The sequence below is a fragment of the Pseudomonas sp. m6p genome, assembly GCF_055760375.1.
On the sequence record NZ_CM147084.1, the window covers coordinates 1,670,325 to 1,694,016 of the forward strand.

At 57.1% G+C, this 23,692-nt stretch carries 25 protein-coding genes; 9 read left to right on the plus strand and 16 right to left on the minus strand.

Features of this window, described 5'->3' with window-relative positions; translation table 11 throughout:
* Positions 1–298: 298 nt before the first annotated feature.
* Both ACYZUM_RS07570 and ACYZUM_RS07575 read left to right on the plus strand, forming a co-directional pair.
* Positions 299–1,282 (plus strand): DUF3644 domain-containing protein, encoded by a 984-nt coding sequence (locus ACYZUM_RS07570; protein WP_473061308.1) that lies wholly within the window; start codon positions 299–301, stop codon positions 1,280–1,282.
* A 130-nt stretch (positions 1,283–1,412) separates the two neighbouring features.
* A complete protein-coding gene (locus tag ACYZUM_RS07575; RefSeq protein ID WP_142580128.1) occupies positions 1,413–2,180 on the plus strand; it encodes a hypothetical protein in 768 nt (255 codons plus the stop codon).
* Between the two features lie 148 nt (positions 2,181–2,328).
* Here ACYZUM_RS07575 and ACYZUM_RS07580 read toward each other — a convergent pair whose 3' ends face one another.
* From ACYZUM_RS07580 to ACYZUM_RS07605, 6 genes are all read right to left on the minus strand, one after another.
* A complete protein-coding gene (locus tag ACYZUM_RS07580) occupies positions 2,329–3,450 on the minus strand; it encodes a hypothetical protein (protein ID WP_108182384.1) in 1,122 nt (373 codons plus the stop codon).
* A gap of 158 nt (positions 3,451–3,608) precedes the next feature.
* Positions 3,609–4,313, minus strand: coding sequence for an adenylate/guanylate cyclase domain-containing protein (locus ACYZUM_RS07585; protein ID WP_108182385.1), 705 nt, complete (start codon positions 4,311–4,313; stop codon positions 3,609–3,611).
* 8 nt (positions 4,314–4,321) lie between these two features.
* Positions 4,322–5,233, minus strand: a complete 912-nt coding sequence (locus ACYZUM_RS07590; protein WP_108182386.1) for a TIR domain-containing protein — start codon at positions 5,231–5,233, stop codon at positions 4,322–4,324.
* A 372-nt stretch (positions 5,234–5,605) separates the two neighbouring features.
* Positions 5,606–6,712 (minus strand): DNA alkylation repair protein, encoded by a 1,107-nt coding sequence (locus ACYZUM_RS07595; RefSeq protein WP_108182387.1) that lies wholly within the window; start codon positions 6,710–6,712, stop codon positions 5,606–5,608.
* 2 nt (positions 6,713–6,714) lie between these two features.
* Entirely contained in the window at positions 6,715–7,320 is a 606-nt protein-coding gene (locus ACYZUM_RS07600; protein WP_108182388.1) for a glutathione S-transferase, read from the minus strand.
* 61 nt (positions 7,321–7,381) lie between these two features.
* Positions 7,382–8,290: a MurR/RpiR family transcriptional regulator gene (locus ACYZUM_RS07605; RefSeq protein ID WP_108182389.1), complete on the minus strand. Its 909-nt coding sequence runs from the start codon at positions 8,288–8,290 to the stop codon at positions 7,382–7,384.
* 539 nt (positions 8,291–8,829) lie between these two features.
* Between ACYZUM_RS07605 and ACYZUM_RS07610 the strand changes: the two genes are divergently transcribed.
* The 3 genes from ACYZUM_RS07610 to ACYZUM_RS07620 all read left to right on the plus strand — a co-directional run bounded on the left by ACYZUM_RS07610 (position 8,830) and on the right by ACYZUM_RS07620 (position 11,377).
* Entirely contained in the window at positions 8,830–9,234 is a 405-nt protein-coding gene (locus ACYZUM_RS07610) for a TraR/DksA family transcriptional regulator (RefSeq protein ID WP_003225981.1), read from the plus strand.
* A 606-nt stretch (positions 9,235–9,840) separates the two neighbouring features.
* On the plus strand, positions 9,841–11,064 hold the full coding sequence (locus tag ACYZUM_RS07615; protein ID WP_473061355.1) for a methyl-accepting chemotaxis protein: 1,224 nt from the start codon (positions 9,841–9,843) through the stop codon (positions 11,062–11,064).
* Positions 11,065–11,176: 112 nt separating this feature from the next.
* Complete coding sequence (locus ACYZUM_RS07620; RefSeq protein ID WP_007966907.1) at positions 11,177–11,377, plus strand: hypothetical protein; 201 nt, start codon at positions 11,177–11,179, stop codon at positions 11,375–11,377.
* Between the two features lie 6 nt (positions 11,378–11,383).
* Here ACYZUM_RS07620 and ACYZUM_RS07625 read toward each other — a convergent pair whose 3' ends face one another.
* Positions 11,384–11,620 (minus strand): DUF2789 family protein, encoded by a 237-nt coding sequence (locus ACYZUM_RS07625; RefSeq protein WP_041062897.1) that lies wholly within the window; start codon positions 11,618–11,620, stop codon positions 11,384–11,386.
* 46 nt (positions 11,621–11,666) lie between these two features.
* Positions 11,667–11,942 (minus strand): hypothetical protein, encoded by a 276-nt coding sequence (locus ACYZUM_RS07630; protein WP_084234098.1) that lies wholly within the window; start codon positions 11,940–11,942, stop codon positions 11,667–11,669.
* 401 nt (positions 11,943–12,343) lie between these two features.
* Between ACYZUM_RS07630 and ACYZUM_RS07635 the strand changes: the two genes are divergently transcribed.
* The 3 genes from ACYZUM_RS07635 to ACYZUM_RS07645 all read left to right on the plus strand — a co-directional run bounded on the left by ACYZUM_RS07635 (position 12,344) and on the right by ACYZUM_RS07645 (position 14,162).
* Entirely contained in the window at positions 12,344–12,814 is a 471-nt protein-coding gene (locus ACYZUM_RS07635) for a hypothetical protein (RefSeq protein ID WP_047294976.1), read from the plus strand.
* A gap of 8 nt (positions 12,815–12,822) precedes the next feature.
* Positions 12,823–13,020, plus strand: a complete 198-nt coding sequence (locus ACYZUM_RS07640) for a hypothetical protein (RefSeq protein ID WP_108184379.1) — start codon at positions 12,823–12,825, stop codon at positions 13,018–13,020.
* A gap of 128 nt (positions 13,021–13,148) precedes the next feature.
* On the plus strand, positions 13,149–14,162 hold the full coding sequence (locus tag ACYZUM_RS07645) for an ABC transporter substrate-binding protein (protein ID WP_108182391.1): 1,014 nt from the start codon (positions 13,149–13,151) through the stop codon (positions 14,160–14,162).
* Between the two features lie 124 nt (positions 14,163–14,286).
* On the opposite strand, the gene ACYZUM_RS07650 is transcribed toward ACYZUM_RS07645, so the two are convergent.
* Together ACYZUM_RS07650 and ACYZUM_RS07655 are read right to left on the minus strand one after the other, a co-directional pair.
* Complete coding sequence (locus tag ACYZUM_RS07650; protein WP_108182392.1) at positions 14,287–16,419, minus strand: TonB-dependent receptor; 2,133 nt, start codon at positions 16,417–16,419, stop codon at positions 14,287–14,289.
* A 92-nt stretch (positions 16,420–16,511) separates the two neighbouring features.
* Positions 16,512–16,901, minus strand: coding sequence for a DUF2946 domain-containing protein (locus tag ACYZUM_RS07655; RefSeq protein WP_047598254.1), 390 nt, complete (start codon positions 16,899–16,901; stop codon positions 16,512–16,514).
* Between the two features lie 93 nt (positions 16,902–16,994).
* Between ACYZUM_RS07655 and ACYZUM_RS07660 the strand changes: the two genes are divergently transcribed.
* Complete coding sequence (locus tag ACYZUM_RS07660; protein WP_041062882.1) at positions 16,995–17,435, plus strand: DUF3995 domain-containing protein; 441 nt, start codon at positions 16,995–16,997, stop codon at positions 17,433–17,435.
* Positions 17,436–17,515: 80 nt separating this feature from the next.
* Here ACYZUM_RS07660 and ACYZUM_RS07665 read toward each other — a convergent pair whose 3' ends face one another.
* From ACYZUM_RS07665 to ACYZUM_RS07690, 6 genes are read right to left on the minus strand one after another with little or no spacing between them, the layout of a single operon-like run.
* Positions 17,516–17,878 carry a Na+/H+ antiporter subunit G gene (locus ACYZUM_RS07665; RefSeq protein ID WP_047294967.1) on the minus strand — a complete coding sequence of 121 codons (363 nt, stop codon included), beginning with the start codon at positions 17,876–17,878 and terminating at the stop codon, positions 17,516–17,518.
* Entirely contained in the window at positions 17,875–18,153 is a 279-nt protein-coding gene (locus tag ACYZUM_RS07670; RefSeq protein WP_003225959.1) for a K+/H+ antiporter subunit F, read from the minus strand. The genes ACYZUM_RS07665 and ACYZUM_RS07670 overlap by 4 nt, the downstream gene beginning before the upstream one ends.
* Complete coding sequence (locus ACYZUM_RS07675) at positions 18,150–18,638, minus strand: Na+/H+ antiporter subunit E (protein ID WP_047294965.1); 489 nt, start codon at positions 18,636–18,638, stop codon at positions 18,150–18,152. Before ACYZUM_RS07675 ends, ACYZUM_RS07670 begins: the two co-directional genes overlap by 4 nt.
* Entirely contained in the window at positions 18,635–20,314 is a 1,680-nt protein-coding gene (locus tag ACYZUM_RS07680) for a monovalent cation/H+ antiporter subunit D (RefSeq protein WP_095666874.1), read from the minus strand. The genes ACYZUM_RS07675 and ACYZUM_RS07680 overlap by 4 nt, the downstream gene beginning before the upstream one ends.
* Complete coding sequence (locus tag ACYZUM_RS07685) at positions 20,311–20,655, minus strand: Na+/H+ antiporter subunit C (RefSeq protein WP_003225953.1); 345 nt, start codon at positions 20,653–20,655, stop codon at positions 20,311–20,313. Before ACYZUM_RS07685 ends, ACYZUM_RS07680 begins: the two co-directional genes overlap by 4 nt.
* Complete coding sequence (locus ACYZUM_RS07690) at positions 20,655–23,573, minus strand: monovalent cation/H+ antiporter subunit A (RefSeq protein WP_047294961.1); 2,919 nt, start codon at positions 23,571–23,573, stop codon at positions 20,655–20,657. Before ACYZUM_RS07690 ends, ACYZUM_RS07685 begins: the two co-directional genes overlap by 1 nt.
* Positions 23,574–23,692: the final 119 nt, after the last annotated feature.

A 23,692-nucleotide genomic window follows, 5' to 3' on the forward strand; every position in this document is an offset into this window, starting at 1 on the left:
AGCGGACATCGGCAAGGGACCTACCGGCCAAAAGCGGACGCTCCCGCGGAGAAGTTTTGTAGCTACCACGACAGCAACGTTTGAAAGCTATTCAGAGGCAAGAATTCCGCTTATACAACCACGTTGGGCATAGTGCCAGAGCGGGATGAGAGCAAAATGCAGTTAATCGTTTGCCCAGACTGGATTTCCGCCCATCTATCGCTATTGTTTAAAGGAAGAGTAGGACCATTCCGAGCCCGCACGATGGCCATTCTTTAGTAAGCGCACATAAATATCGTTCACTCCAAGGATGATCAGAATGGCGGCAGAGAAGAGAGTGCGATCGGTTGGCTCTGTAGCTGACGAGCTTATAAAGAAATCCAGGGAGGCGGCCCTCGCCTCTGTGCAGATATTCAATAACCCTGCGCTCACCTTCAAGTCTGAAATATTCATTGTTTTGATGATGATATCTTGGACCTATCTCCTTCACGCATTTTATCGAAAAAATGGAGTTGAATATCGATACTTCAAGATGGAAGGTACGCGAAAGCGATTTCACAAAACTGCTAAAGGTGCTGTAAAGCATTGGGAGCTAGAGAAGTGTTTGAATCAACCTGAATCGCCGGTAGCCTTGAGCGCCGCTAACAATCTTCGATTTCTGATCGGTTTGAGGCATGAAATCGAACACCAAATGACAACGAAGATCGATCAGTTCTTAAGCGCTAGATTTCAGGCCTGCTGCCTAAATTATAACGAACTTATAAAATCTTTATTTGGCGCAAGCTTTGGCATAGACAAACATTTATCTTTTAGCCTTCAGTTCTCCTCTTTGAACAAGGATCAAGTTGACAGATTATCCCAAGCAGACGGCCTCCCTGAAAATATTCGAGCCTATATAACTTCGTTTGACTTAGCTCTAACCGATGAAGAATTCAACGATCCGAAATTTTCTTATCGTGTTTTCTTTGTTCCTAAAACCGCAAATCATAAAGGCCAGGCGGATCAGGTAATTGAGTTTATCAAGCCAGGATCTGAAATGGCTCAAGGAATGAATACCAAGTATATTCAAATCAAAGAGACCGAGCGTCCTAAATATCTGCCTTCAAAAATTGTCGAAAAAATAAAGAGCGCTGGCTATCCAAAATTCAATATGATGCATCACACTCAGATGTGGCAATCCAACGAAGCAAAAAAACAAGGCAAAGGTTTTGGTGTTACCGTCATGAATACCTGGTACTGGTATGAGACATGGCTGGAGAAAGTGCTAGCCGAGTGTGAGATTCGAAAAAGTGAATTCCTATAAGTATACGCTGCTGTTTTTTGACTTTTAGCAGCTGCTCGAATATCGTCGAAGGCTCATATTCCGTGAAACTATCTAGATACTGGAGTAAAAATTGTTAAAGCTACATACTCAGTTGATTTGCGTTCATCACATGAACAATGCAGACGATCCTTCTGAAATTGTGCCAGCACCTGATAAACGTGCAAATAAACCAATTGGCATTCACGAGACCTCCACGAACAAAACAGCTTTTTTTCAAAAAATAATCAAACCAAAAATTGGTTCAAATACAATTACATTGGCGCTCCCCAATGAGATTACTTTAGCCATAAGCGTCGCAACCAAGGCTTTGCAGCAAGCCCAAAAAATCAAAGTAGATCTCGAGCGGCTATCGGAATTCACCGAGTCTATATATGACCGCAATGTAGGCCTTGCCTATGATTATCTTGAAAGCATTCAAGTGGCGACGATATTTGCATACAAGGCAGTGGAGTCGTTTTGCAATGCGGTAATTCCTGATACATACACATACAAAAAAACCACGAGCAGGTCTACTGAGCATTATAGCAAAGAACAGATAGAACGATGGATATCAACTTCGGAGAAGGTGGCATCCATATTGCCACCAATACTGAAGTGCTCGCCACCTCAATCAGAGAATTTCTGGTCTGACTTCAAGAGTCTTGAGCGCTTAAGAAACGAAATCATACACAGCAAGTCAAGTAATACGGATGCAATTTTGGAAGAGCTATTCGCGAAGCAGGTATATCGATATATACAGTCCGCCATGGCTTTACTCGAACACTTCATCTCTATAGACCCATCTAATCCAATTTTTCCATTAGGTTTCGGCATGTCCATGGTGCGAGTTTTGAACGTAGAAAAAGCGGAAGATATATTGGGTAAAATCGAGGGGTGAATCACCCATGGTGTCGTGGACATTTCAGACTGACTACTTATGGCCGACATCTGCCGGACACAACCGGCAGATGTCGGCCAAAAGCTGTGGTTGATGAAGTCCTGCCAACTAACAGTTTCCTCAAACCGCTCTGAGATTTATTCGCGGCTCATGTTGGTCTTCCAGGCATAGCTTTGTTCATCTGAGTGAGCCAAACCGCAGGATGGTAAGTATCCAGCTGAGCTGTTGCTTTAGCGCCAAATACTTGGTCTATAAGTCCAATTCCAACTCCAACGGAGCCAGCTATGACTGGATCTGTTAAAACCAACCCGGCCAATGTCCCAAGCCCACTAGTGGCTCCAAATCTCATCCAGCCCGACCACTGGCTTTTAGAGGGAAGCAATTTTTCAGCACGATTATATGCCGCGCGGACGTCTAGATCTGCTGCCAAGTTTGACTTTAGCCAATCTCTCAGCTCTTGCGATTCGTCACTAAGGATCAGCTTAACGATGTCGCCAACCTCATCGCGAGGCCTAGTGATAGGCCTGTATTCCTTAATTTCAAACGATGGCAAATTATTTATACCGTGAAGGTCTGAAATTATTTTTTGTGCATCATGTCGTACCGCGCTTTCATCAACACCTGCCTCTCTCTTGACTGGAAAACAGAGTTCCAACAGCCAGGGTAACTCTCTATCCATTTCCATCGTCGTTATACCTGAGGACACAAGGTTGCTAATGCGACTGACACCAGTTAGCGCCCCAACTTGATAGTAATACCTCCCGGGAGCCAAAAGACCCTCATCTCGAGGGAAAAGAAATTCGTAACCTGGGCGGGAAGCATAAAACTGGAAAGCCTCATCCACCTGTTTGTTAATCTGTGCCAAGGTATTAATGGACCGCGCAATCGGATCTATGAAACTTTTAGTTATTTCTGCGAAAAGCGCAGATCTATCGTCGCCATGCTTAAAAAAATCTTTTTCACGAACTTTGGAAATATAGCGTTCTCGGTCAAATACAGAATCTTCATCGCTACCGTGAGCGTTGTATGCGGGATCGTGGCAGAATATAATCTTTTGGCTCTTGATAAGTTCGAATAGTGGAGGACTATCAAAAGCGGCCTCAAGCCTATTGAGTGCCTGAGAATTCAAGGGAACTACGACAGAATCGTGAACTAAGAGGCAATCAGCCAAATAGCCAACATGATCTGGAACGCTAAAGCAAAGATCAGCCGCAATACCCAGTTGTTTGGGCAGAACGAAATTGTCGGTGCTCGGAGGCATCGCTTCCATATTGAAAGTCCTTTTAAATATACATTATTCGTAGGTCGTTAATATCTGTAATTCCGTTGATATAGTGCTAGAGATGTACTTATTTAGACTGGTGTAGTCGACTGTCCGCAGCTGCCTACATTTGATCATTTAGCGCAAATTTCTAAATTAAGAAACGCTCATGAAAAAGACCACGTCCAGTTGGAGCTATAGATGTCCTTATTATCCATTTTTGTCCAGAGCCATTTTTTCCACATGTTTTCACCGCTAGAAGATTTACGGACACTATCAGATAACCCGTCGTGCACGTCCTTTGTGATCCAGGTAGTGGGAAGATCCGCGTATAGGTCGGTTAGCTTTGCTGCATAATTTGCTGCTCTACCCACCCAAACCAAGTCATTGTCTCCCCGCACCCCTGTTCTTGCTACATGAACATCAGAAATATCTATACCGATTGAATGACTGACAACAAAATTGGTATTTGGATATGCACTCTTTAACTCAGCAGCTATTATATTTTTTACGGCCCACTGTAGCTGTAATCCGGCCTTAGCAGCTCTATCACACTTATCTTCGCCAATGAACACAGCCATAATTCGATCGCCGTCATAAGCTGTTATTGTGCCGCTCTGAAACTTTACTATTTTAGCTGCGCAAAAAAGATATGCCTTATAAATTTCAGCTGAAAACCACCACTTATATCCGTCGACCATTTTAGTCGAACCTGCCATGTCCGCATATAACACAACCGCCTTTTCTAGAAGAACGGCCTTACTACCTAAGCCGACGTCCGTCGGCGCCGGAACTACTCGCCCGGTGGTAACATCCCAACGCGTAACAAACAACTTTTTAACTTCTGCTGAAAGATCATCCTTGAGAGTCATAATCCACCTTATGCTATCGGGCCAAGACGAGCAATGTGTTCACGAAGTGCATTACAAGCAGGCGCAATTTTACTCTGCGCGTCTTTACCGGCTTCGTACTGATATGGAATTGTAGTTACTCCAGACATATCGCTTGGCAATTTCACTCGCTCGGCGCGGGGTTCCATGAGAATAGCTCGTTGCCTCCCGAGTCTGCCCATGAAAAGCCCTAGCTCAAAAATCACATTATCACGTGGAGCAGGCCACTCCTGCTCTCGAAACTCAACCACATCATCACCATGAGCAATTGCAACTGCAAAGTCAGCCTGATCTACCTCCTCTTCCAAAGTCTGAAGCGTATAGTTTGTAACTTTAAACACCCCATCGCTCCAAAGAACAACATCAAAAGGGTCATGTTCAAGAGCATTTTGAACCAGCCGGGCAACGGGCAGCGCTTCCGCAGAGCAAATTATGAAAACCCGAATTTTTTCGTGTACAGTTTTTACCAAATTATTTCTTTCAACAAGCCTTTTCAGAAGTTCCATTGCGATACTTCTGTACATCTCAGCATACCGACTGGCAACTGATTCAAATCTAGGTTCGTCAAGCTTGGCTACCAAACATCCCTCTTCAGTCATAACAGTAGCAGAACGTTTCTGGCCAGGGTCAATAGCTGCAATCTCACCCACATGATCATTAACAATACGAGTCGCGACTATTCGCCCATTCACAACAACTTTCAACGAGCCCGCGATAACAAAATAGATACAGTTGTCGCTATCTCCTTGAGTAATCAATACCTTACCTGGAGCTAAGTCAATAAACTCGACGATATCAGCCAGTTCTTCTGCTAGCGCCCTATTTCGTCCAACCATTTTCTGGGCAAGCAATACAGACACTCGCAAACGCCGACCATCTTCCCCTTGAAAACGTTCAATCATCTTAGTTATTCCGGTCGCGCAAAATTCTAAAGATCCGATGTTGAGTAGACCAAGCTTTGCTAAAGCGATCAAGGTCAAACTACCGCGTCACGGCATACGAAAGTGCCCCAGCCTAGCTTGCTACATGGGGCGACGTAAGACTTCACGATACAGTAAAAGCTTTAAAACAACCTTCCTAGATCGGCAGGCTCTCAATTCATGATCAACAGCTCATCGAGTTCATATGCGACCGCCTCAATGGTGCTAAATGCCTGACGACTGGATAGGGGGCATTCCGACGCAAACGAATGTCTGCTTTTGGCCGAAAGCAGCCCCATCCGTAATTCCCTATCAGTCCGAGTCCCGCCAGATCAACGGAATCTATTACCGGTATCAATCGGCAACGATCTCAAACGCAGCACTCCCCAAAACCTCCCCATTCACCAAAACCCTAACCCCATGCCGCCCCACAAAATGCCTCCGCGTCGTAAAATCCCGAATCACCTGCCGCCTCCCCACAACCACTTCCCCAAACCCCGCCAACACCACCGTCTTCAACTTGAAAACCTTCCCCGAAACCCCGCCATTCGCCTTCACATAGTCAATCGCATAATCAATCACCAACCGCTGTTCATGCGCCACCGTCGACTTCACCGTAAACGACAACGTAATCGCCTCACCCAACCTCACCACTGCCGGCTCAACCCGCACATCCAGCAACTCAACCTCTGCCTTGGCCCCCGCACCAATCACCGTCAGCGCGCGCAGATCTCCCTGTTTGATCAAGCTGCGCAACGCATGCTTGGCAATCCATGCCGTGTGTTTGTTCTCCAGTGGCCAGCCTTCAATCGTGTCCAGCACCCATTCCGGATGCTCTTTGGTCACGTCATTCAGATGGTTTGCCACGGACTTGCGCACGTACAGGCTTTCGTCTGCCTTTAACCGATCGAGGATGCCGGCGGTCAGTTGCGGGTTGGCTTGCACGGCTTCCAGGCGGAATGACCAGGGCAGGCGAGGGCGGGTGCCTTCGCTGGCGAGGCGGCGGACGTGGTGGTTTTGGTCTTGGGTCCAGTCGTGCAGGAGTTCCAGCGAGCGGTCGAGGTCGCTGCGCAGGAAGTGGCGGATGGCGAATTCGGAGGAGCCGAAGGTGGTGAAGTATTTCAGTGCTTGCATCGAGGTATCGAAGGCGTGGCCGCCGTAGCTGGCGACGTAGTGCGGCAGGCACATGCTGACGAATCCGCTGTTGAGGCGGGGGGCGAGTTCGCGCAGGACTTCGAGGGAATCTTCGTAGTCCAGCGGCAGCACGGCGTGCAGGCTTTCGCTGACGCGGGCCATGCGTTGCATCACCGACAATTCCGCCAGCCCTTGGTTGGCGTGCTTGAGAAACGCCTTGGCCTTGAACGCCGGGTACACGGCGCTCATTTCGCTGGCGATGTGTTGCAGGCGTTCGGCGTTGAAGATTTCCTTTAACGCCGGGGCGGCAGTGTCGGTGGTGCTCATGGTCAGGTCATCGGAGTGCTGACGAACGCTTCGAGGGTTTCGGCGTACGCGGTGTATTGGGCGATGTGCGGGTAGCGGTGGGTGTCGATCTGGTCGGGGACGACGAGGCCGGTAAAGCTCCAGGCGACGGCGAGGCTGATGCCGGCCTGGGTCAGGGTGCCGTCGGTGGGCAGGCCGGTTTTTTCCAGTTCCTGTTCGAGGGCGGTGAAGGCGGCGGCGAGTTGGCCTTCGACGCGTTCGACCCACGGCTGGTATTGAATGTCCGCCGGGCGCAGGTTGCGTTCGTAGTAGAGCTGCACGGCTTTTTCGCAGGCGGCGAGGCTGAGGCCGATCAGGCGCAGGGCGTGGGCGCGTTGTTTGAGGTCGCTCGGCAACAGGCTTTTGCCGCTGGCGGCTTCGAGGTAGTCGAGGATGAGGGTGGAGTCCATCAGGACCACGCCGTCATCGAGGATCAGCGTGGGCGCCTTGACCACCGGGTTGATCTGCTGGAATTGCTCGAAGTGGCGGAATACCGAGACCGATTCATGTTCGAGGTCGATGCCGAGGCGTTTGGCGGAGATCGCCACGCGGCGCACGTATGGGGAGTCCAGCATGCCGATCAGTTTCATGACGCGTTCCTTCAAGTCGAACCGGTGGGAAGGCATAACCTAGCCGAGCCTGAGGCAAATGTCAGTCGTCAAAACCGGCCTGCTCATGAATCTCGTCCACATTCAATTCCAGCCGATACGCCACCGCCACGAACAACGCCTGACACAAACACAAGGTCGCACTCAGCGAACGGAACGCCAATGCGCTGCCTTCATTCACCAGCAGCAGGCTGTTGGCGTTTTTAGCCAATGGCGAGAGGTGGCTGTCGGTGAGGATCAGGGTGTTGGCCTGTTGTTGGCGGGCGTAGCGCAGGCAGTGCTGGGTTTCCTTGGCGTAGGGGGTGAAGCTGATGGCGATCACCAAATCACCGCTACGCACGCTGCGCATCTGTTCGCGATAGCTGCCGCCCAGCCCCGAAACCAGGTGAATGCGCTTGTGAGTGTGTTGCAAGTTGTAAACGAGGTAGTCGGCGACGGCGAAGGAGCGGCGCACGCCGACGACATAGATGTTGTCGGCGTTGACGATCAGGTCGACGGCTTTTTCAAACGCGACGTCGTCGAGTTCGCGGCCCAGGCGTTCGATGCCGGAGCGGGTGGCGTCGATGCATTCGCGGGCGAGGTCGCCGCCGCTGGCCTGATGCGACTGGTTGGCGATCATGCTGCGGATGCGTTGCTGGTAGTTGTGCACCGGTGAGGCTTTGTGGGTGTAGGCGGCACGGAACAGCGCCTGCATTTCGCTGAAGCCGCTGAAGCCGAAGCGCTGCGAGAAGCGCACGATGGCGGAGGGATGCACCTCGCATTCGCGGGCGATGTCGCTGATGCGATCGACCATGATCCGCTCGCTTTGCTGGCTCATGTAGCTGGCGATGCGTTTGAGTTGGCGCGGCAGGGTGTCGTATTCGTCGGTGATCAGTTGCAGCAGACGCTCGGCATTGATCGGGGGGCAGGCGAGGGCAGGCTCGTCGTTGGCCGGCAGATCGGGGCGGGGCATAAGTCTTCCTTCAGGCTGATCAAATCACACTGTGGCGAGGGAGCTCGCTCCCGCTGGACTGCGCAGCAGGCCCAAAGTTGGGGGCCGCTTCGCGACCCAGCGGGAGCAAGCTCCCTCTCCACAGTTATTTACGGTGTGCCTGATGATAGGCGGGGTGCGGGGAGTTGGCTGGGGAGATTTCCGGCGTCTGCGCAGCTGAAACGATGCACTGCGCGGGCGGCATGGCTGAAAAAAATGCGATCAACTGCCGCTCGGTTAGCCGTTTGTCTTCTATATACAGCCGTTGGACTGAATTTCTTGCTATAAACGCACTCCGATGACCGCCATGACGCCTGTGTCAGAGCTGTTTACTGGGCTTGTCGGACAAATTCCCGGTATTTACAGTTGCTGAGGCCTCAAACGGGCCTTAGACTGCCGCCCCTTCGTAAATTGAGTGCCGGGTGGCGTTTGCAATAAACGATGCCTTTTCGTCGACCGGACACGGTTCGCCGGAACGCTCCCTATTTCGCCTTAATGCACGTTTTTTTATAGAGATATCAATGACAAAGGACAAGTTGCTGGCCATGCCGGCAGATGACTACATGAATGCCGAGCAACACGCTTTCTTCACTGAGCTGTTGCAGAACATGAAAGTCGAAACCCATGAGCGCATTGAGCAAAACCGTATCGCCATCGAAAGCCTGGACACTCCGGCCGACCCGGCGGACGCGGCTTCGGTTGAAGAAGAGCGCACCTGGCTGGTGAACGCGATCGATCGCGACCAGCGCATGCTGCCGCAACTGGAACAAGCCCTTGAGCGCATCAAGGAAGACAGTTTTGGCTGGTGCGACGACAGCGGCGAGGCCATCGGCCTGAAACGCCTGCTGATCAGCCCGACCACCAAGTACTGCATCGAAGCTCAAGAGCGTCACGAGCAGATCGACAAGCACCAGCGTCAGGCCTGATTCCATGGCTGCCCCCTGAATCGGGGGCGCCTGCAAAAGATCGCAGCCTTCGGCAGCTCCTAGACGAGCTGACGGGGCTGCGATCTTTGCTTTTGCTCGTCCGCGATATCTTGCGCACCGTTCCATTGACCTGCTGCAGACCCCACGACTAACGGACCATGGATAATGGCGTTCTAGTGGCGTTTAATGCAGTCACAACAATGAGAACACGCGTGGGGTGTTGAAATGACGAGAGATGGATCTCTGGTTGGGGCTTTGCCCGCACCAGTGCTGTTGCCGAAAAACCGCTGGATCGCTCCGACCCTGCAAAGCATCGCCCTGATGCTGTTGCTCGCCGGCATGACGCTGGGTGAATGGTCGCTGTACATCGGCCTGCCGCTGGCGGTGCTGATTGTCTGGCTGCCGCGCCTGCGCTCGCGTGCCATCCCCGATCTTGCCCCTGTCGATGCCGGCAGCGCGATTTCCGAACTCACTCGCGACCTTTCCTACACCACCAGTCATAACGCGCTGTCAGCCGCCGGTGTGGCGTTTTCCGTCAAGCAACTGGCGAGCAAACTGGAATCGCAACTCGACGCGGCGGCGCAGATTGTCAGCAACGCCGAAGTGATGATCGCCACCGAACACGCCACTTCGCAGCTCAGCCGTGAAGCGCTGGACGCCGCCAGCGAAGCGCATCACAGCAGCGCGGCGGGGCGCACCGAACTGGTGGATTCGATTGCGCGCATGCATCAACTCAGTCAACGCGCCAACGCCAGCCGTGAGTTGATCGAAGCCCTGAGCCTGCGCAGCGACGACATTCAACGGGTGACGCTGGTGATTCAGTCCATCGCCAGCCAGACCAATCTGCTGGCCTTGAACGCGGCGATTGAAGCGGCACGGGCCGGCGAGCATGGCCGGGGTTTTGCGGTGGTGGCGGATGAGGTGCGCGGTCTGGCGGCGCGCACGGCGTCGGCGACGGGCGAAGTCGGCGAGATGGTCGCCGATATTCAGCAGCGCACGGCGCAAGTGGTGGAGCAGATCCGCGAGCTGTCCAGTGATCTGCAGACCGGCGTCGAGCAGGTCGAGAACACCGGTCAGCATCTGGAAAACATCGCCCGGTTGGCCGCCGGGGTGGAAGGTCAGGTCGGCGAAATCGCCCGGGGTGCGGAAACCAATCGCGAGCAGCTCGACAGCCTGTTCAAGGCCATCGAACAGATGCGCAGCGATCTGGCGATCAGCGATCAGCAGACCCGGCGCCTGGCCGAGGCCGCCGTGCAGATGGAAGGCCAGGCGGAAACCATCAGCGAGCGCCTGGCCGAAGTCGGTCTGGATGACTATCACCAGCGCGTCTATGACTTGGCGCGTGAGGGCGCGAGTCAGATTGCGGCGTGGTTCGAGGCGGATGTCGAGCAGGGGCGGATCAGCCTTGAGGATTTGTTCGACCGTCAATATCAGCCGATTCCCGGAACGCAACCGCCGAAGTTTCAGACCCGTTTCGACCGCTACACCGATCAGGTATTGCCGGCGATTCAGGAGCCGTTGCTGCCGCGTCATGAGGGGTTGGTGTTCGCCATCGCCTGCACGCAGCAGGGTTATGTGCCGACGCACAACCTGGCATTCAGTCAGCCGTTGACCGGTGACGAGCAGGTCGACGCGGTGGGCAACCGCACCAAGCGCAAGTTCGCTGACCGCACCGGGATTCGCTGCGGCAGTCATCAGCAAGCGGTGCTACTGCAGACGTACACCCGCGATACCGGCGAGCTGATGCATGACCTGTCGGTGCCGATCATGGTCAAGGGCCGGCATTGGGGCGGTCTGCGCCTGGGTTATAAACCGGAGAGTCCGCGCTGATCGATTGTTACCGCTCGCGCAATGAATCTGTGCACGGGCATTGCTGTTTCCTCTGCGACGAAGTCATTAACATGGCTATTAGTTAGGTAGCTAATGAAGTCGAGAGGTCAATATGTGCAGAGTCGATGTCGCGGTGATGATTGGCAGTGGCGTGCCCGCCGGATTGCGCGCGATGGGCCAGAGTGTCTGCTGGGTGGTGCTGCTCAACGGTGAGCGGCGCGGCACTGCGTTCGCCAGTCGCGACGAGGCGGAGGAGTGCAAGGCTGCCTGGCTCGCGCAATTGATGGCCGAGCCTGGCGACAGCCTGCACTGACATTTATTAACGTCCGTCGTGCAGGCGTACGTTCAACTCATCGACCATCACCGCTTCTTCGCCGTCGGCGCGCAACCACTCTTTCAGAAGTTGCGCCTGTTGCGGCGTCCAGAACTCGGCATCAATCAACTTGGTGTTGGCGTCCAGCGGATGCGCTTCGATGAAATCGTCGATTGCCTCGTTTTCCGAAGGCAGGCCCAGTTGGTCGAACAGGGTTTTCAGATCATAGGCTGGCAGTTCCATCGTTTACTCCTTTTGCGTTGGCCGGAATGGCGCTCTCGCTCGCTCTTTATCTGAGGCGGCCGTTGGACAAGAGTTCGATTCGTGATTCAAGCGAGCGGGCAAGGGCGCATGCTTCGTTATGATCTTCGCGGAAACCTCTTACACGACCGGTGGATGATTCTTTGATATGAAAGAACGCATTGCCCGCCGGAACTACCTGAAATCGAGGTCTGTGATTGCCTGGTCCGTGCTCCGCCAGTTCAGCCAAATCGGTGCCTTGCAGTACGAATGGCGAGTCAATGCCAAGGTTGGAAGGCTGGGCAAAGTGAGTCAGAGTGCACATATGAAGTCCTTTTCATGAGATAGCCGACGGTTACAGGTCGGTTCGGGTAGTCGGAAGGAGCATTGCTGCTCTAGAATCGCCAGTGTCTGTTGGCGACAGGTGCCTATCTAAAGCAATTTTTTACCGGCGATATGTCGGAAAAGGGCTTTTTTTCGTCAGCTTTTTCCCTAAAGTTTGTAGTCCGTCTTCGTTGCGCTTCAATGAAGATTTTTCCTTCAAAGCCTGGCGAACGTCGAGGCAAGTTTCTCGCCTGACTTTCCAGTAGTCTTGCGAACTTGTGATGTATGGGCGCTCCGCTTGTTTCAGGTGTACTGAAGTCAATCGGTAATAGCATCGGCCTGGCCGTTTTTTTGCCGTGCGCGTTTTGGCGCAGGGTACTTTTCAGATGTGGGGATGTTTCTTTGGCAGTCAGTAATCTCGATATGCATGCTTTGTTCGTGTTGGGTGATTTGCGTGCAAAGCTGGTCAAGCTGTTTCAATCGCGTTTTGTTTACATCACCGAACAGAACGCCGAAGGTATTTACGTGGCCGAGATCGACACCGAAAGTGCATTGGTGGTCGATGACAAACCGGGGCTCAAGCTCAAGGTCGGCGATCATTTCAGCGCGGCGGTGCTGCCCAGCCGTGAAGGCGGCAAGATGGACATCCGCTTTCGCGAAATCAAACTGACGGTGTACGGCCTGGGCGATTATGCCTTTGTCGATACAGCGGAGGGTCACGCGATCCTGTTCAAGGAAGGCCACAGCGTGGTGACGGTGTTTGCCGCGCATCAGCAATTGCAGGAAGGCCTGACCAAAACCCTGAAAGCGGTCACCGGCAAAGCCGCGAAGTGGCGCAAGGGCGAGCTGGTCACGTTCAAGGCCAGCGAGTGACTGGCGATTTGAATCGCGCTGACTTCCATTCCCGGCACCTCGACCGAGCACGTGAAGAGGCTTTGCGGCTGTTCAACGCCAAAGCCGGAATGCAAGGCGCGTGGCTGAACTGGGTGGCTGCGCAGATCTACACGTTGCGGCCTGCGGAATACGCCAGCATGGTCAGACGCGAGCTGCAAAGCTTGCAGGAAAAGTCTGAAACGTAACCTCGTCGGGATAGGGTCCCGGAAAAAGCAGGAACCTCGGCTACAGTCAGTTGACTGAGTATTCAGAGGCTTGCGGTCTTCTGCCAGGCCATCCTGCTATTGCTGTGAACAGCACGAGGTGCAAAAGCATGAAAGGATTTCGACGGCTACTGGCCGCCAGCATGGTCACGTTTGGTGTGCTGACATCGGCACAACCGGTGACGGCGGCGCAAACGCCCATCCATTTTGCCGACCTGAACTGGGAAAGCGGCAGCCTGATCACCGATGTCCTGCGGATCATCGTCGAGAAAGGTTACGGTTTGCCGACGGATACGCTGCCGGGCACCACCATCACCCTGGAAACGGCGCTGGCCAACAATGACATTCAGGTCATTGGCGAGGAGTGGGCCGGACGCAGTCCGGTGTGGGTCAAGGCCGAGGCGGAGGGCAAGGTCGCCAGTCTCGGTGATACGGTCAAGGGCGCTACGGAAGGCTGGTGGGTGCCGAAGTACGTGATCAAGGGTGACCCGGCCAAGGGTATCAAGCCGCTGGCGCCAAATCTGCGCAGCGTCAGTGACCTGAAGCAATACAAGGACGTGTTCAAGGACCCGGAAAACCCGAGCAAGGGCCGTTTTCTCAACAGCCCGATCGGCTGGACCTCGGAAGTGGTGAACAAGCAGAAGCTGAGCGCTTATGGCCTGCAGGATGACTACACCAACTTCCGCAGCGGGTCGGGTGCGGCGCTGGATGCCGAGATCAGTTCTTCGATCCGCCGGGGCAAACCGGTACTGTTCTATTACTGGTCGCCGACACCGTTGCTGGGCAAATTCAAACTGGTGCAACTGGAAGAGCCACCGTTTGATGCCGAAGCGTGGAAGACCCTGACCGATGCCGATAACCCCAATCCGAAACCGACCCGTTCCCTGGCCTCGAAACTGTCGATCGGGGTGTCTACGCCGTTCCAGAAGCAGTATCCGCAGATTACCGAGTTCTTCAGCAAAGTGGATTTCCCGATTGCGCCGCTGAACAAGGCGTTGGCCGAGATGAGCGAGAAACACACTGCGCCACGGGAGGCCGCAGAGGCATTCATGAAGGCGCATCCAGAGGTGTGGCAGGCGTGGGTGCCGAAGGATGTGGCGGAGAAGGTCTCCGCCAGTTTGTAATTGCTCTTTGTAGGAGCTGCCGCAGGCTGCGATCTTTTGATCTTGATCTTAAAAAATCAAAGTCAAAAGATCGTCCGATCGCGGCCCGAGCCTGCGGCAGCTCCTACAAGGGATCCGGTTAAGTTCAGAACCTGGTTTGCACCGCCAATTCAAAGGTGCGCGGCGTACCCAGGTAGTAAGCCGGCGACACATGCGCAAACTCGGCATACACCTCATTGGTCAGGTTACGCACTCGGCCGGTAACGGTGGTATGCGAGTCGACCTTGTAGCTGAGGAAGCTGCCGAACAGTGTGTACGACGGCACGGTCATGGTGTTCGCCGTGTCCGCATACACCGACGCCACATACCGCGCATCGACCCCACCTTGCCATTGCGGCGAAAAATCATAAGTCAGCCACAGATTGCCGACCCGGTCCGGGACGTTGGTTGGCGTGTTGCCCTTGCGTGAAACCACCACGCCGGCGGCATTCTTTTCAGTGAAGTCGTCGTACTGCGCATCGACCCAGGCGAAGTTGCCTTCGGCCAACAGCTTGTCGGTGATCCGCAGGGAACTGGCGATTTCTATGCCTTTGGAGGTTTGCTGACCGACCGGGATGCTGCTGGTCGGGTCCAGCGGGTCAGTCACGGCGAAGTCCTTGCGCTCGATGGTGTACGCGGCAACCGTCGCCGCGCCACGGCCATTGAGGTAGTCGAACTTGCTGCCGATTTCCCACTGTTTACCGGTTGAAACATCGAAGTCCTGCGTGCCGTTCGGTTGTTCGGCGGCGGTGCTGTATTGCACGTAGACGTTGGCCGACGGGATGAACTGGTAGGTCAGGCCGACGCGCCCGGTGACCGGCTCCCAGCTGCGTTTGAGGTGCTTGGGGTTGGTGGCCGTCACCGTGCGATGGTTGGTCACGTCGAGGTCGATGTCGTCGTAGCGCAGGCCGGTGAGCAGCGCCAGTTTGTCGGTCAGGGCCAGACGGTTTTCTGCGAATAGCGCTTTGGTCGTGACTTCGTTGGTCTTGTCGCTGATCAGCGCCGGGTTGGTGCCGGGAATATCGTAGAAATGCCCCGGGCGGTAGTTGTTCGGATCGACGGTGCTCGCGCCTTTGATATTCAGCGGCGAGTTGGTGGTCTGGTTGACCTTGTACTCGAAACCACCGGACCACGTCGTGTCGAGACCGAAAAACCTGTTGTCGTGGCGCAGTTCGAACTGGTTGCCGTTCTGCTCACCCTGATGCCGCACTTGATACGCGGTGGAGCGGTTCACCGCGCTGTTGTCGGCGTTGTACTGATAGGTTTCGAGGTTGCGGTAGTCGCGCTGGCTGTCGAGGTGATACAGCGTGTTGCGCAGGGTGGTGCTGTCGTTGATCCGGTAATCGATGATCGAGCGCACCCAGATCGTGCGCTGTTCGTAGCGCCCGTCCTCGACGTTGTAGTTGTTGAAGCGGTTGTGTTTGTCGATCTTCAACTCGCCAGCCTTGGGGTTGAGCACCGGCGTGCCCCAGTACGGGCTGTCTTCGTGTTCGTCTTGATATTCCAGGGCCAGCGTGTGCGACAGATCCGGCGTAAGGTCGCTGAGCAACGAAAACGCCACGCTCCAGGCATCGCGTTCCTGGCGGTCGATGTAGCCGTTGCTGGTGTTGTGGCTGACATCGAGGCGCGCGTAGTGCTGCACGTCGGCGTTCGGTTCGGTCAGCGCATGGTTGAGGCCGAACGCGGTTTCGGTGGTGTCATAGCTGCCGTAGCTGACGCGGCCTTCGACCGCTTGTTCTTCGCGGGTTGCCAGTTTGGTCACGTAGTTCAGCGAACCGCCGACCGAGCCTGCGCCGTTGATCAGCGACGACGGGCCGCCCACCAGTTCGACTCGGTCATAGATCCACGCATCCACCGGTCGGGCGAGGCCGCCGGAGACGTTGATGCCATTGAACATCTGGGTGATCTGGCTGCTGGTGAAACCACGGTAGGAGACGAATCCGCCAAAGCCAGGCGGCGCACTGGCATTGACCCCGGGCAGGGTGTTGGCGGCGTCCTGGAAGTTCTGTGCGCCGTGGCGCTCGATGTCGTTGCGGTTGGCGACCGCCACTGACGCAGGTGTGTCGCGCACGCTCAAGCCGAGACGCGAAGCCATGCCGCTGGATTGATCGAGGCTCAGGCCCGGTTCGCTGGTGGATTCGCCGTCGATGGTGATCGGCGCCAGATCCACGGTGGATTGCGCCCAGGCGTTAAGGGACAGGCAGCCGCACAGGCTCGCCAGTAGAGGAATATGTTTCATCGTTGAATCCTGAATGCTTGTCTAGGAGTCAGCGCACAGGCAAACGCCGCGCGTTGGCGCAGTGAGCTGAAAAATCAAAAAGGCAAGGACACTCAGGCGAGCGGCGGGGCGCGAGGGTTGGCCGAAGGCCAGGTGAAGCGGGCAGGGAGGTCAGCACTGACGATGGGCGCCAGCGGCGGGCTGTGCTGTTCGGGCAGCACCGCGAGGGTCAGGCTGGAGTTGAACGCCGGGCCCATGCCGCCGCCGACCGAGCATAGCGGGCAGCCGAACGCCTTGGACAGGGTCGGCAGTTGTTCTTCGCTGGGATTACTGGTCAGCGGCGCTTGCGTGGCCGGGTCGACCGTACAGAACTGCCCGCCGATGCCGTTGAGCTGCATCCCGACCATTTGCCCGTGACCGATGCTGCAGGCGAACACGTTGAACAGGACGCAGCAATAAAGCATCCAGGCCAGCAGTGAGCGATCGGAACGGGTGAATTTCATGGGGCGGCACTTTACCGTACCGCCGATCGGTCGTGCACTTCAAAAAATGCCGACTAGGATGTTTTGTTCAAATCCCCAGAAGGATTCTCGACCATGACCTTTGTGTTGGCTCAATGGCTGGTGACGATATTTGCGGCAATCGCTCTGGTACACGTGTATTGGGCGCTGGGTGGGCAGTGGGCGGCGGTGGCGGCGGTACCGCAAGTGCCGGTGCGAGGGCTGGTGGCGACGGTGCGACCGGCATTCAAACCGTCTGGCTGGATCACGCTGTTGGTGGCGGCAGCGTTATTGGTGATCGCCGCGCTGGTGTGCATGCGGGTCGGCTGGGGCATGCCGCCGGTGCATCACAAGGCGCTGCAGTGGGTGATCAGTGCGATTGCGTTACTGATGTTTGCCCGGGCGATCGGCGATTCGAATCTGGTGGGGTTTTTCAAGGAAGTGAAGGGGTCGCGATTTGCGCGGCTGGATACTTGGGTGTATTCACCGCTGTGCCTGTTGTTGGGGGCGGGGTTGCTGGCGGTGGCTTGGGTCTAGAAAGATCGCAGCCTTCGGCAGCTCCTACAGGGGATTGCATGCCAATGTAGGAGCTGCCGAAGGCTGCGATCTTTTAAGGGTTAGCTACCACTCTCGGTCCTGCGGCTGCTGACCTCAGCCGGCACATCATCCCCGGCCATGCGCTTGCGGAACAACGCTGCCCGCGCCAGCAGCAACGTGGTTACCGGCACAGTAATCGCCAGCAGGATCGGAATCAGCCAGGCATGCATCACCGGCCCGGACTTGAGTGCCGAAAAGCAGATGATCGACGCCAGCGCCACGCACCATGCGCCCAGCGTAGAGGCCAGCGCCGGTGGATGCATGCGCTGGAAGTAATCCTTCATGCGCAGCAAGCCGGCCGCGCCAAGCAGCGCAAATACCCCGCTAAGCACCAGTAGAATCGCCACCGGAATCTCGACCCACAACGACAATTGCGCAGTCATTCGATCACCTCGCCACGCAGCAGGAATTTCGCCAGGGCAAACGAGCCGACGAAGCCGAACAGCGCGATCAGCAGCGCTGCCTCGAAGTAAGTGTCACTGGAATAACGAATGCCCAGCGTCAGCATCATCAGCATGGCGACGATGTACAGGTAATCCAGCGCGAGTACCCGATCCTGTGCCGACGGCCCCTTGAACAGACGAATCAAGGTCAGAACCATTGCCAGCGAGAACAGGAACAGCGTCAGCAGAATCGCGTTCGACAGCAGCGGGCTCATTCGAAAATCTCCATCAACGGCTGCTCGTAGGCAGTCTTGAAGTGGTGGATGAAGTGCGCCTCGTCATCCAGATCCCAGACGTGCAGCAGCAGAATGCTGCGATCCAGCGCCAGCTCCGACCACACGGTGCCCGGCACCACGGTGCAGATCATCGCCAGCGCGGCCAGACCGTTGGCGTCGCGCAGGTCCAGCGGCACTTTGACGAAGCGCGAGCGTGGCGGTCGGCGACCCGCGTTGAGCACGCCCCAGGCGACGATCAGGTTGGAGAGGATCACGTCACGACCGACCATCACGAACAGGCGCAAAATTGTCAGCGGGCGGCGAATGCGCACCTGTTTCGGGCGCAGCTTGCGCATCATCAACGGTGCGGCGAACCCGAGTATCGCGCCGAGCAGCAGGTTGCCCGGGCTGACGGAGAGGTTGAGTGTCAGCCACAAAACCCATAAAGCCAGTGACAGCAGCGGAGCCGGGAACACGCGCTTCATGGCTGCACCTCCAGCATCGCGGCTTTGGCTTCCGGGCTGGGAACGGCGCGGGTGCCGAGCACGGCCATCACGTATTGCTGCGGGTTGTTCAGCGCGTCGGCGGTGGCCTGGGTATAGCGCAGCAGCGGTTCGGCCTTGAAGGTCAGCGCGATGCTCAGCCCCAGCAACAGGAAAACCGGCGCACATTCGAGTTTGCGCAGCAGCGGTGAAGGGCGCTCTTCCGGCGTCCAGAAACGCTGGACACCCATGCGCGCGAACGCCATCAGAGAGGCCAGCCCGGAGAGGATCAGCAGCGCCAGCAATGCCCAGGACGCGTTGGAAATCGGCGCTTCATCGCCCAGCCCCAGTGGATTGAGCAGCGCACCGATCAGACTGAGTTTGCCGATGAACCCGGACAGCGGCGGCATGCCGATGATCAGTAGTGCGCAGGCAATGAAGCTCAGGCCGAGAAACGCCATGGTCCACGGAATGACCTGGCCTACCACGGCTTTCTGCTCGTCATCGAGGTTGATGCCCTTGGGCGGTTGCAGGGATTCCTGCGGACGCGGCAGCAGTTCGCTTTCATCCTCCAGCGGGATTTCGTTGGCCGAACGCGACCGCTCGATCAACTCCGCCAGCAGGAACAGCGCACTCAGGGCCAGCGTCGAGCTGACCAGATAGAACAGCGCCGCGCCGATCAGGTTCGGCTGGGCGAAACCCACCGCCGACAGCAGAATCCCCGCCGACACCAGAATGCTCAGGCTGGCCATGCGCTCCAGGCGTTGCGCAGCCAGAATCGCCAGCGCGGCGCAGGCGATGGTCGCCATGCCACCATAGATCAGCCAGTCACCACCGAAGAACGCCGATGCCCCGGCCTGGCCGGAGAACAGCAGCGTCCACAGGCGCAGCAGGGTGTAGACGCCGACCTTGGTCATGATCGCGAACATCGCCGCGACCGGTGCGCTGGCCGACGAGTAGGCCGGCACCAGCCAGAAGTTCAGGGGCCACATGCCGGCCTTGGCCAGAAACGCCACCGCAAGAATCCCCGCGCCAGCATGCAGCAAGCCACGGTCGGCTTCCGGCACCAGCGGGATCTTCAGCGCCAGATCGGCCATGTTCAGGGTGCCGGTGACGCCGTAGATCAGCGCCGCGCCGATCAGAAACAGCGACGAGGCCAGGAGGTTGATCGAGATGTAATGCAGGCCCGACGATACCCGCGCCCGGCCCGAGCCGTGCAGCAACAGGCCATAAGAGGCCGCGAGCAGCACTTCGAAGAACACGAACAGGTTGAACAGGTCGGCGGTGAGGAACGCGCCGTACAGGCCCATCAGCTGAATCTGGAACAACGCGTGGAAGCTCGAGCCCGCGCCATCCCAGCGCGCCATGGCGAACAGCAGGGCGCTGACGCCGATGATCCCGGTCAGTACCAGCATCAATGCCGACAGGCGATCGACCACCAGCACGATGCCGAACGGCGCCTGCCAGTTGCCCGGCAGGTACACGCCGATGGAGCCGGGCACGCCGGTGGTTTGCGTCCATTGCAGCAGCATCACCGAAATGAACAGGCCGACGAGGCTGGAGAACAGGTTGATTTTCGCCTTCAGCGGCCGGTGTTTCTCGCCCAGCATCAACATCACGGCGGCGGTCAGCAGCGGCAGCAGGATCGGTGCGGCAATCAGGTGAGTCATCGCCATCATTCCTTGGGCTCCCGACCGTCGACGTGGTCAGTGCCGGTCAGGCCCCGCGATGCCAGCAGCACCACCAGGAACAGGGCGGTCATGGCAAAGCTGATGACAATGGCCGTCAGCACCAGTGCCTGTGGCAGCGGATCGGTGTAGTGCAGCAGGTCCTGGGTCACGCCGTCCTTGATCACCGGTTCTTTACCGATAAACAGGCTGCCCATGCTGAAGATGAACAGGTTGACCGCGTAGGACAGCAGGCACAGGCCCATGACCACCTGAAATGTCCGTGGCCGCAGCACCAGCCAGACCCCGGAGGCGGCGAGGACGCCGATGGCGATTGCGATGACTTCTTCCATCAGACGGCTCCTTTGCTGGCGACGGACTTGGGCAGCGACGCGGTTTTGTGACCACGCACCGATTGATGGGCGAGAGCGGTGAGGATCAGCAGCGTCGAGCCCACGACCACGGCGTACACGCCGATGTCAAAGAACAGCGCGCTGGCGATATGGATGTCGCCCAGCAGCGGCAAGGCGAAATGCCAGGTGTGGGTGGTCAGGAACGGATAACCGACCGCCATCGCCCCGAGACCGGTGGCGGTGGCGAACAACAGGCCGGTGCCCATCCAGCGCAACGGTCGCAGGCTCATTTGCGCCTCGACCCACTGCGTCCCGGCGACCATGTATTGCAGGATGAACGCCACCGACATCACCAGCCCTGCAACGAAACCGCCGCCCGGTTGGTTGTGGCCGCGCATGAACAGATAGCACGACACCACCAGCGCAATCGGCAGCAGCAGGCGCACCAGCACCGCCGGCACCATCATGAAGCCGAGCGCGGTATCGCTGGCGCTGCGCGGGTTGACCAGATCGGTGACCACGTCGGGCGCGAGCAGGCGTTGCTGGGCCGGCAGTTGCAGGCTTTCTTTCGGCGGGCGGAAACGCCGGAGCAGGGCGAACACGGTCAGCGCCACGGCCACCAGCACGGTGATTTCACCCAGGGTATCGAAGCCACGGAAGTCCACCAGCATCACGTTGACCACGTTGCTGCCACCGCCCTCGGGCATGGCCCGGCTGAGGTAGAACGAGGAAATGTCGTTGGGCGTCTGCCGCGTCAGCATCGCGTAGGACAGCAGCGCCATGCCGGCGCCGACCGCAATCGACAACAGCAAGTCGCGCAGGCGCCGCACCCGGGCCTTGCGCAGGCTCGACGGCAGTGGCGAGACTTCTTCGATGCGTCGCGGCAACCAGCGCAGGCCGAGCAGGATCAGCACCGTGGTCACCACTTCCACCGCCAGTTGTGTCAGGGCCAGATCCGGCGCCGAGAACCAGACGAAGGTCACACAGGTCATCAGCCCGCAGACGCTGACCATGGTCAGGGCGGCGAGACGGTGATACTTGGCTTGCCATGCGGCGCCGAGGGCGCAGGCAATCGCCAGCAGCCACAGAGTCACGAACACGATGGAGCCCGGAATCTTCGGCCGGTCGCCCCAGCTCAGCTGGCTGTGCAGCATCGGGATCAGGCCGGCGAGCACTGCCGCCAATACCATCAGGAACAGTTGCATCTGCAGGCGGCGGGTGCCGAGTCGACGTTCTACCCGGCGGGCCATGCGCATCATCAGCACCAGACTGCGCTCGAACAGCCGCTTGCCGTTGAAGCGACCTACCAGCGGCGGGTATTTGAAGCGGCCACGCTTGAGCTGATTGCGCAGCAACAGATAAACCACGATGCCACCGGACATGGCGATCAGGCTCATGATCATCGGCGCATTCAGACCGTGCCAGATGGCCAGGCTGTACTCGGGCAGCGTGCCGCCCACTACCGGCAGGGCGGCGGCCGCGAGCAGCGGACCGACCACTTGCGCCGGGAAAATCCCGACGATCAGGCAGGTGAACACCAGCAACTCGACCGGCGCACGCATCCAGCGCGGCGGTTCGTGCGGGGTGTGCGGCAGGTCGGTGGCGGTCGGGCCGAAGAACACATCGACGGTAAAGCGCAGCGAGTAGGCAACGCTGAAGGTGCCGGCGATGGTTGCGACAATCGGCAGCGCCGCTTCGACCCACGCGGTGGCATTGATGAACACGGTTTCGGCGAAGAACATTTCTTTCGACAGGAAACCGTTGAGCAGCGGTACGCCGGCCATCGACGCGCTGGCAACCATCGCCAGGGTCGCGGTGAACGGAATCAGTTTGATCAGGCCGCTGAGCTTGCGGATGTCTCGGGTGCCGCTCTCGTGGTCGATGATCCCGGCGGCCATGAACAGCGAGGCCTTGAAGGTCGCGTGGTTGAGAATGTGGAACACCGCCGCGACTGCCGCCAGCGGGCTGTTCAGGCCCAGCAGCAAGGTGATCAGGCCCAGATGGCTGATGGTCGAATAGGCCAGCAGACCCTTGAGGTCGTTCTGGAACATCGCGCAGTAGGCGCCGAGCAACAGCGTACACGCGCCGGCGCCGCTGACGATGTAGAACCATTCTTCACTGCCGGACAGCGACGGCCACAGGCGTGCGAGCAGGAACACCCCGGCCTTGACCATGGTCGCCGAGTGCAGATAAGCCGAAACCGGGGTGGGCGCCGCCATGGCGTGCGGCAGCCAGAAGTGGAAAGGGAACTGAGCGCTTTTGCTGAGGGCGCCGATAAGGATGAGGGGAAGCAGGATGGGGTAGAGGGCATGTGCGCGAATCTGATCGCCGGCGGCCAGGACCTTGTCCAGGTCATAGCTGCCGACGACATGGCCGAGGATCATGACCCCCGCCAGCAGGCATAGTCCCCCGGCGCCGGTGACCATCAGCGCCATATAGGCGCCACGCCGGGCATCGGAGCGGTGGTGCCAGTAGCCGATCAACAGGAATGAGAAGAGGCTGGTCAGCTCCCAGAAGAACACGATCTGGATCAGGTTGCCGGAAATCACCAGGCCGAGCATGGCGCCCATGAACGCCAGGAAGAAGGCGAAGAAACGTGGCACCGGGTCGTCCGGCGACATGTAATAACGCGCATATAAAGAGACGAGGGCGCCGATGCCCAGCACCAGCAGCGAGAACAGCCAGGCGAAACCGTCCATGCGCAGGACGAAGTTCAAACCGAGGCTGGGCAGCCACATGAATTCTTCGCGGATCACGCCGCCGTGGGCGATTTGCGGGTACAACAGCGCGACCTGCACGGTGCCGATCAGAGCGACCAGGCCTGCCAACAGGGATTCGGTATTACGCGCATTGTGTGGCAGCACCGCTGCCAGACAGCTGCCAATGAATGGCAGAAGCAGTAGAACTATCAGGGACATAGGCTTCTAATCTGCGGAAGTTTGTGAAGCATCATACGTGCCAGCTCCCTGATTACCAAACCCGAGGATGTCTCAGAATCCTACAAAGTAGTCTGAAAAAATTGGTTTGGCTTTGTTTC

What these genes read in the sequence shown, in the direction of transcription:
- ACYZUM_RS07580 (WP_108182384.1), bottom strand. Translation starts at nt 3,450, where the DNA reads ATGGAAGCGATGCCTCCGAGCACCGACAATTTCGTTCTGCCCAAACAA.
- ACYZUM_RS07610 (WP_003225981.1), top strand. Translation starts at nt 8,830, where the DNA reads ATGACAAAGGACAAGTTGCTGGCCATGCCGGCAGATGACTACATGAAT.
- ACYZUM_RS07645 (WP_108182391.1), top strand. Translation starts at nt 13,149, where the DNA reads ATGAAAGGATTTCGACGGCTACTGGCCGCCAGCATGGTCACGTTTGGT.
- ACYZUM_RS07675 (WP_047294965.1), bottom strand. Translation starts at nt 18,638, where the DNA reads ATGAAGCGCGTGTTCCCGGCTCCGCTGCTGTCACTGGCTTTATGGGTT.
- ACYZUM_RS07680 (WP_095666874.1), bottom strand. Translation starts at nt 20,314, where the DNA reads ATGATGGCGATGACTCACCTGATTGCCGCACCGATCCTGCTGCCGCTG.
- ACYZUM_RS07655 (WP_047598254.1), bottom strand. Translation starts at nt 16,901, where the DNA reads ATGAAATTCACCCGTTCCGATCGCTCACTGCTGGCCTGGATGCTTTAT.
- ACYZUM_RS07620 (WP_007966907.1), top strand. Translation starts at nt 11,177, where the DNA reads ATGTGCAGAGTCGATGTCGCGGTGATGATTGGCAGTGGCGTGCCCGCC.
- ACYZUM_RS07690 (WP_047294961.1), bottom strand. Translation starts at nt 23,573, where the DNA reads ATGTCCCTGATAGTTCTACTGCTTCTGCCATTCATTGGCAGCTGTCTG.
- ACYZUM_RS07570 (WP_473061308.1), top strand. Translation starts at nt 299, where the DNA reads ATGGCGGCAGAGAAGAGAGTGCGATCGGTTGGCTCTGTAGCTGACGAG.
- ACYZUM_RS07585 (WP_108182385.1), bottom strand. Translation starts at nt 4,313, where the DNA reads ATGACTCTCAAGGATGATCTTTCAGCAGAAGTTAAAAAGTTGTTTGTT.
- ACYZUM_RS07600 (WP_108182388.1), bottom strand. Translation starts at nt 7,320, where the DNA reads ATGAAACTGATCGGCATGCTGGACTCCCCATACGTGCGCCGCGTGGCG.
- ACYZUM_RS07590 (WP_108182386.1), bottom strand. Translation starts at nt 5,233, where the DNA reads ATGATTGAACGTTTTCAAGGGGAAGATGGTCGGCGTTTGCGAGTGTCT.
- ACYZUM_RS07650 (WP_108182392.1), bottom strand. Translation starts at nt 16,419, where the DNA reads ATGAAACATATTCCTCTACTGGCGAGCCTGTGCGGCTGCCTGTCCCTT.
- ACYZUM_RS07660 (WP_041062882.1), top strand. Translation starts at nt 16,995, where the DNA reads ATGACCTTTGTGTTGGCTCAATGGCTGGTGACGATATTTGCGGCAATC.
- ACYZUM_RS07685 (WP_003225953.1), bottom strand. Translation starts at nt 20,655, where the DNA reads ATGGAAGAAGTCATCGCAATCGCCATCGGCGTCCTCGCCGCCTCCGGG.
- ACYZUM_RS07665 (WP_047294967.1), bottom strand. Translation starts at nt 17,878, where the DNA reads ATGACTGCGCAATTGTCGTTGTGGGTCGAGATTCCGGTGGCGATTCTA.
- ACYZUM_RS07625 (WP_041062897.1), bottom strand. Translation starts at nt 11,620, where the DNA reads ATGGAACTGCCAGCCTATGATCTGAAAACCCTGTTCGACCAACTGGGC.
- ACYZUM_RS07605 (WP_108182389.1), bottom strand. Translation starts at nt 8,290, where the DNA reads ATGCCCCGCCCCGATCTGCCGGCCAACGACGAGCCTGCCCTCGCCTGC.
- ACYZUM_RS07595 (WP_108182387.1), bottom strand. Translation starts at nt 6,712, where the DNA reads ATGAGCACCACCGACACTGCCGCCCCGGCGTTAAAGGAAATCTTCAAC.
- ACYZUM_RS07615 (WP_473061355.1), top strand. Translation starts at nt 9,841, where the DNA reads ATGATCGCCACCGAACACGCCACTTCGCAGCTCAGCCGTGAAGCGCTG.
- ACYZUM_RS07630 (WP_084234098.1), bottom strand. Translation starts at nt 11,942, where the DNA reads ATGTGCACTCTGACTCACTTTGCCCAGCCTTCCAACCTTGGCATTGAC.
- ACYZUM_RS07670 (WP_003225959.1), bottom strand. Translation starts at nt 18,153, where the DNA reads ATGAGCCCGCTGCTGTCGAACGCGATTCTGCTGACGCTGTTCCTGTTC.
- ACYZUM_RS07575 (WP_142580128.1), top strand. Translation starts at nt 1,413, where the DNA reads ATGAACAATGCAGACGATCCTTCTGAAATTGTGCCAGCACCTGATAAA.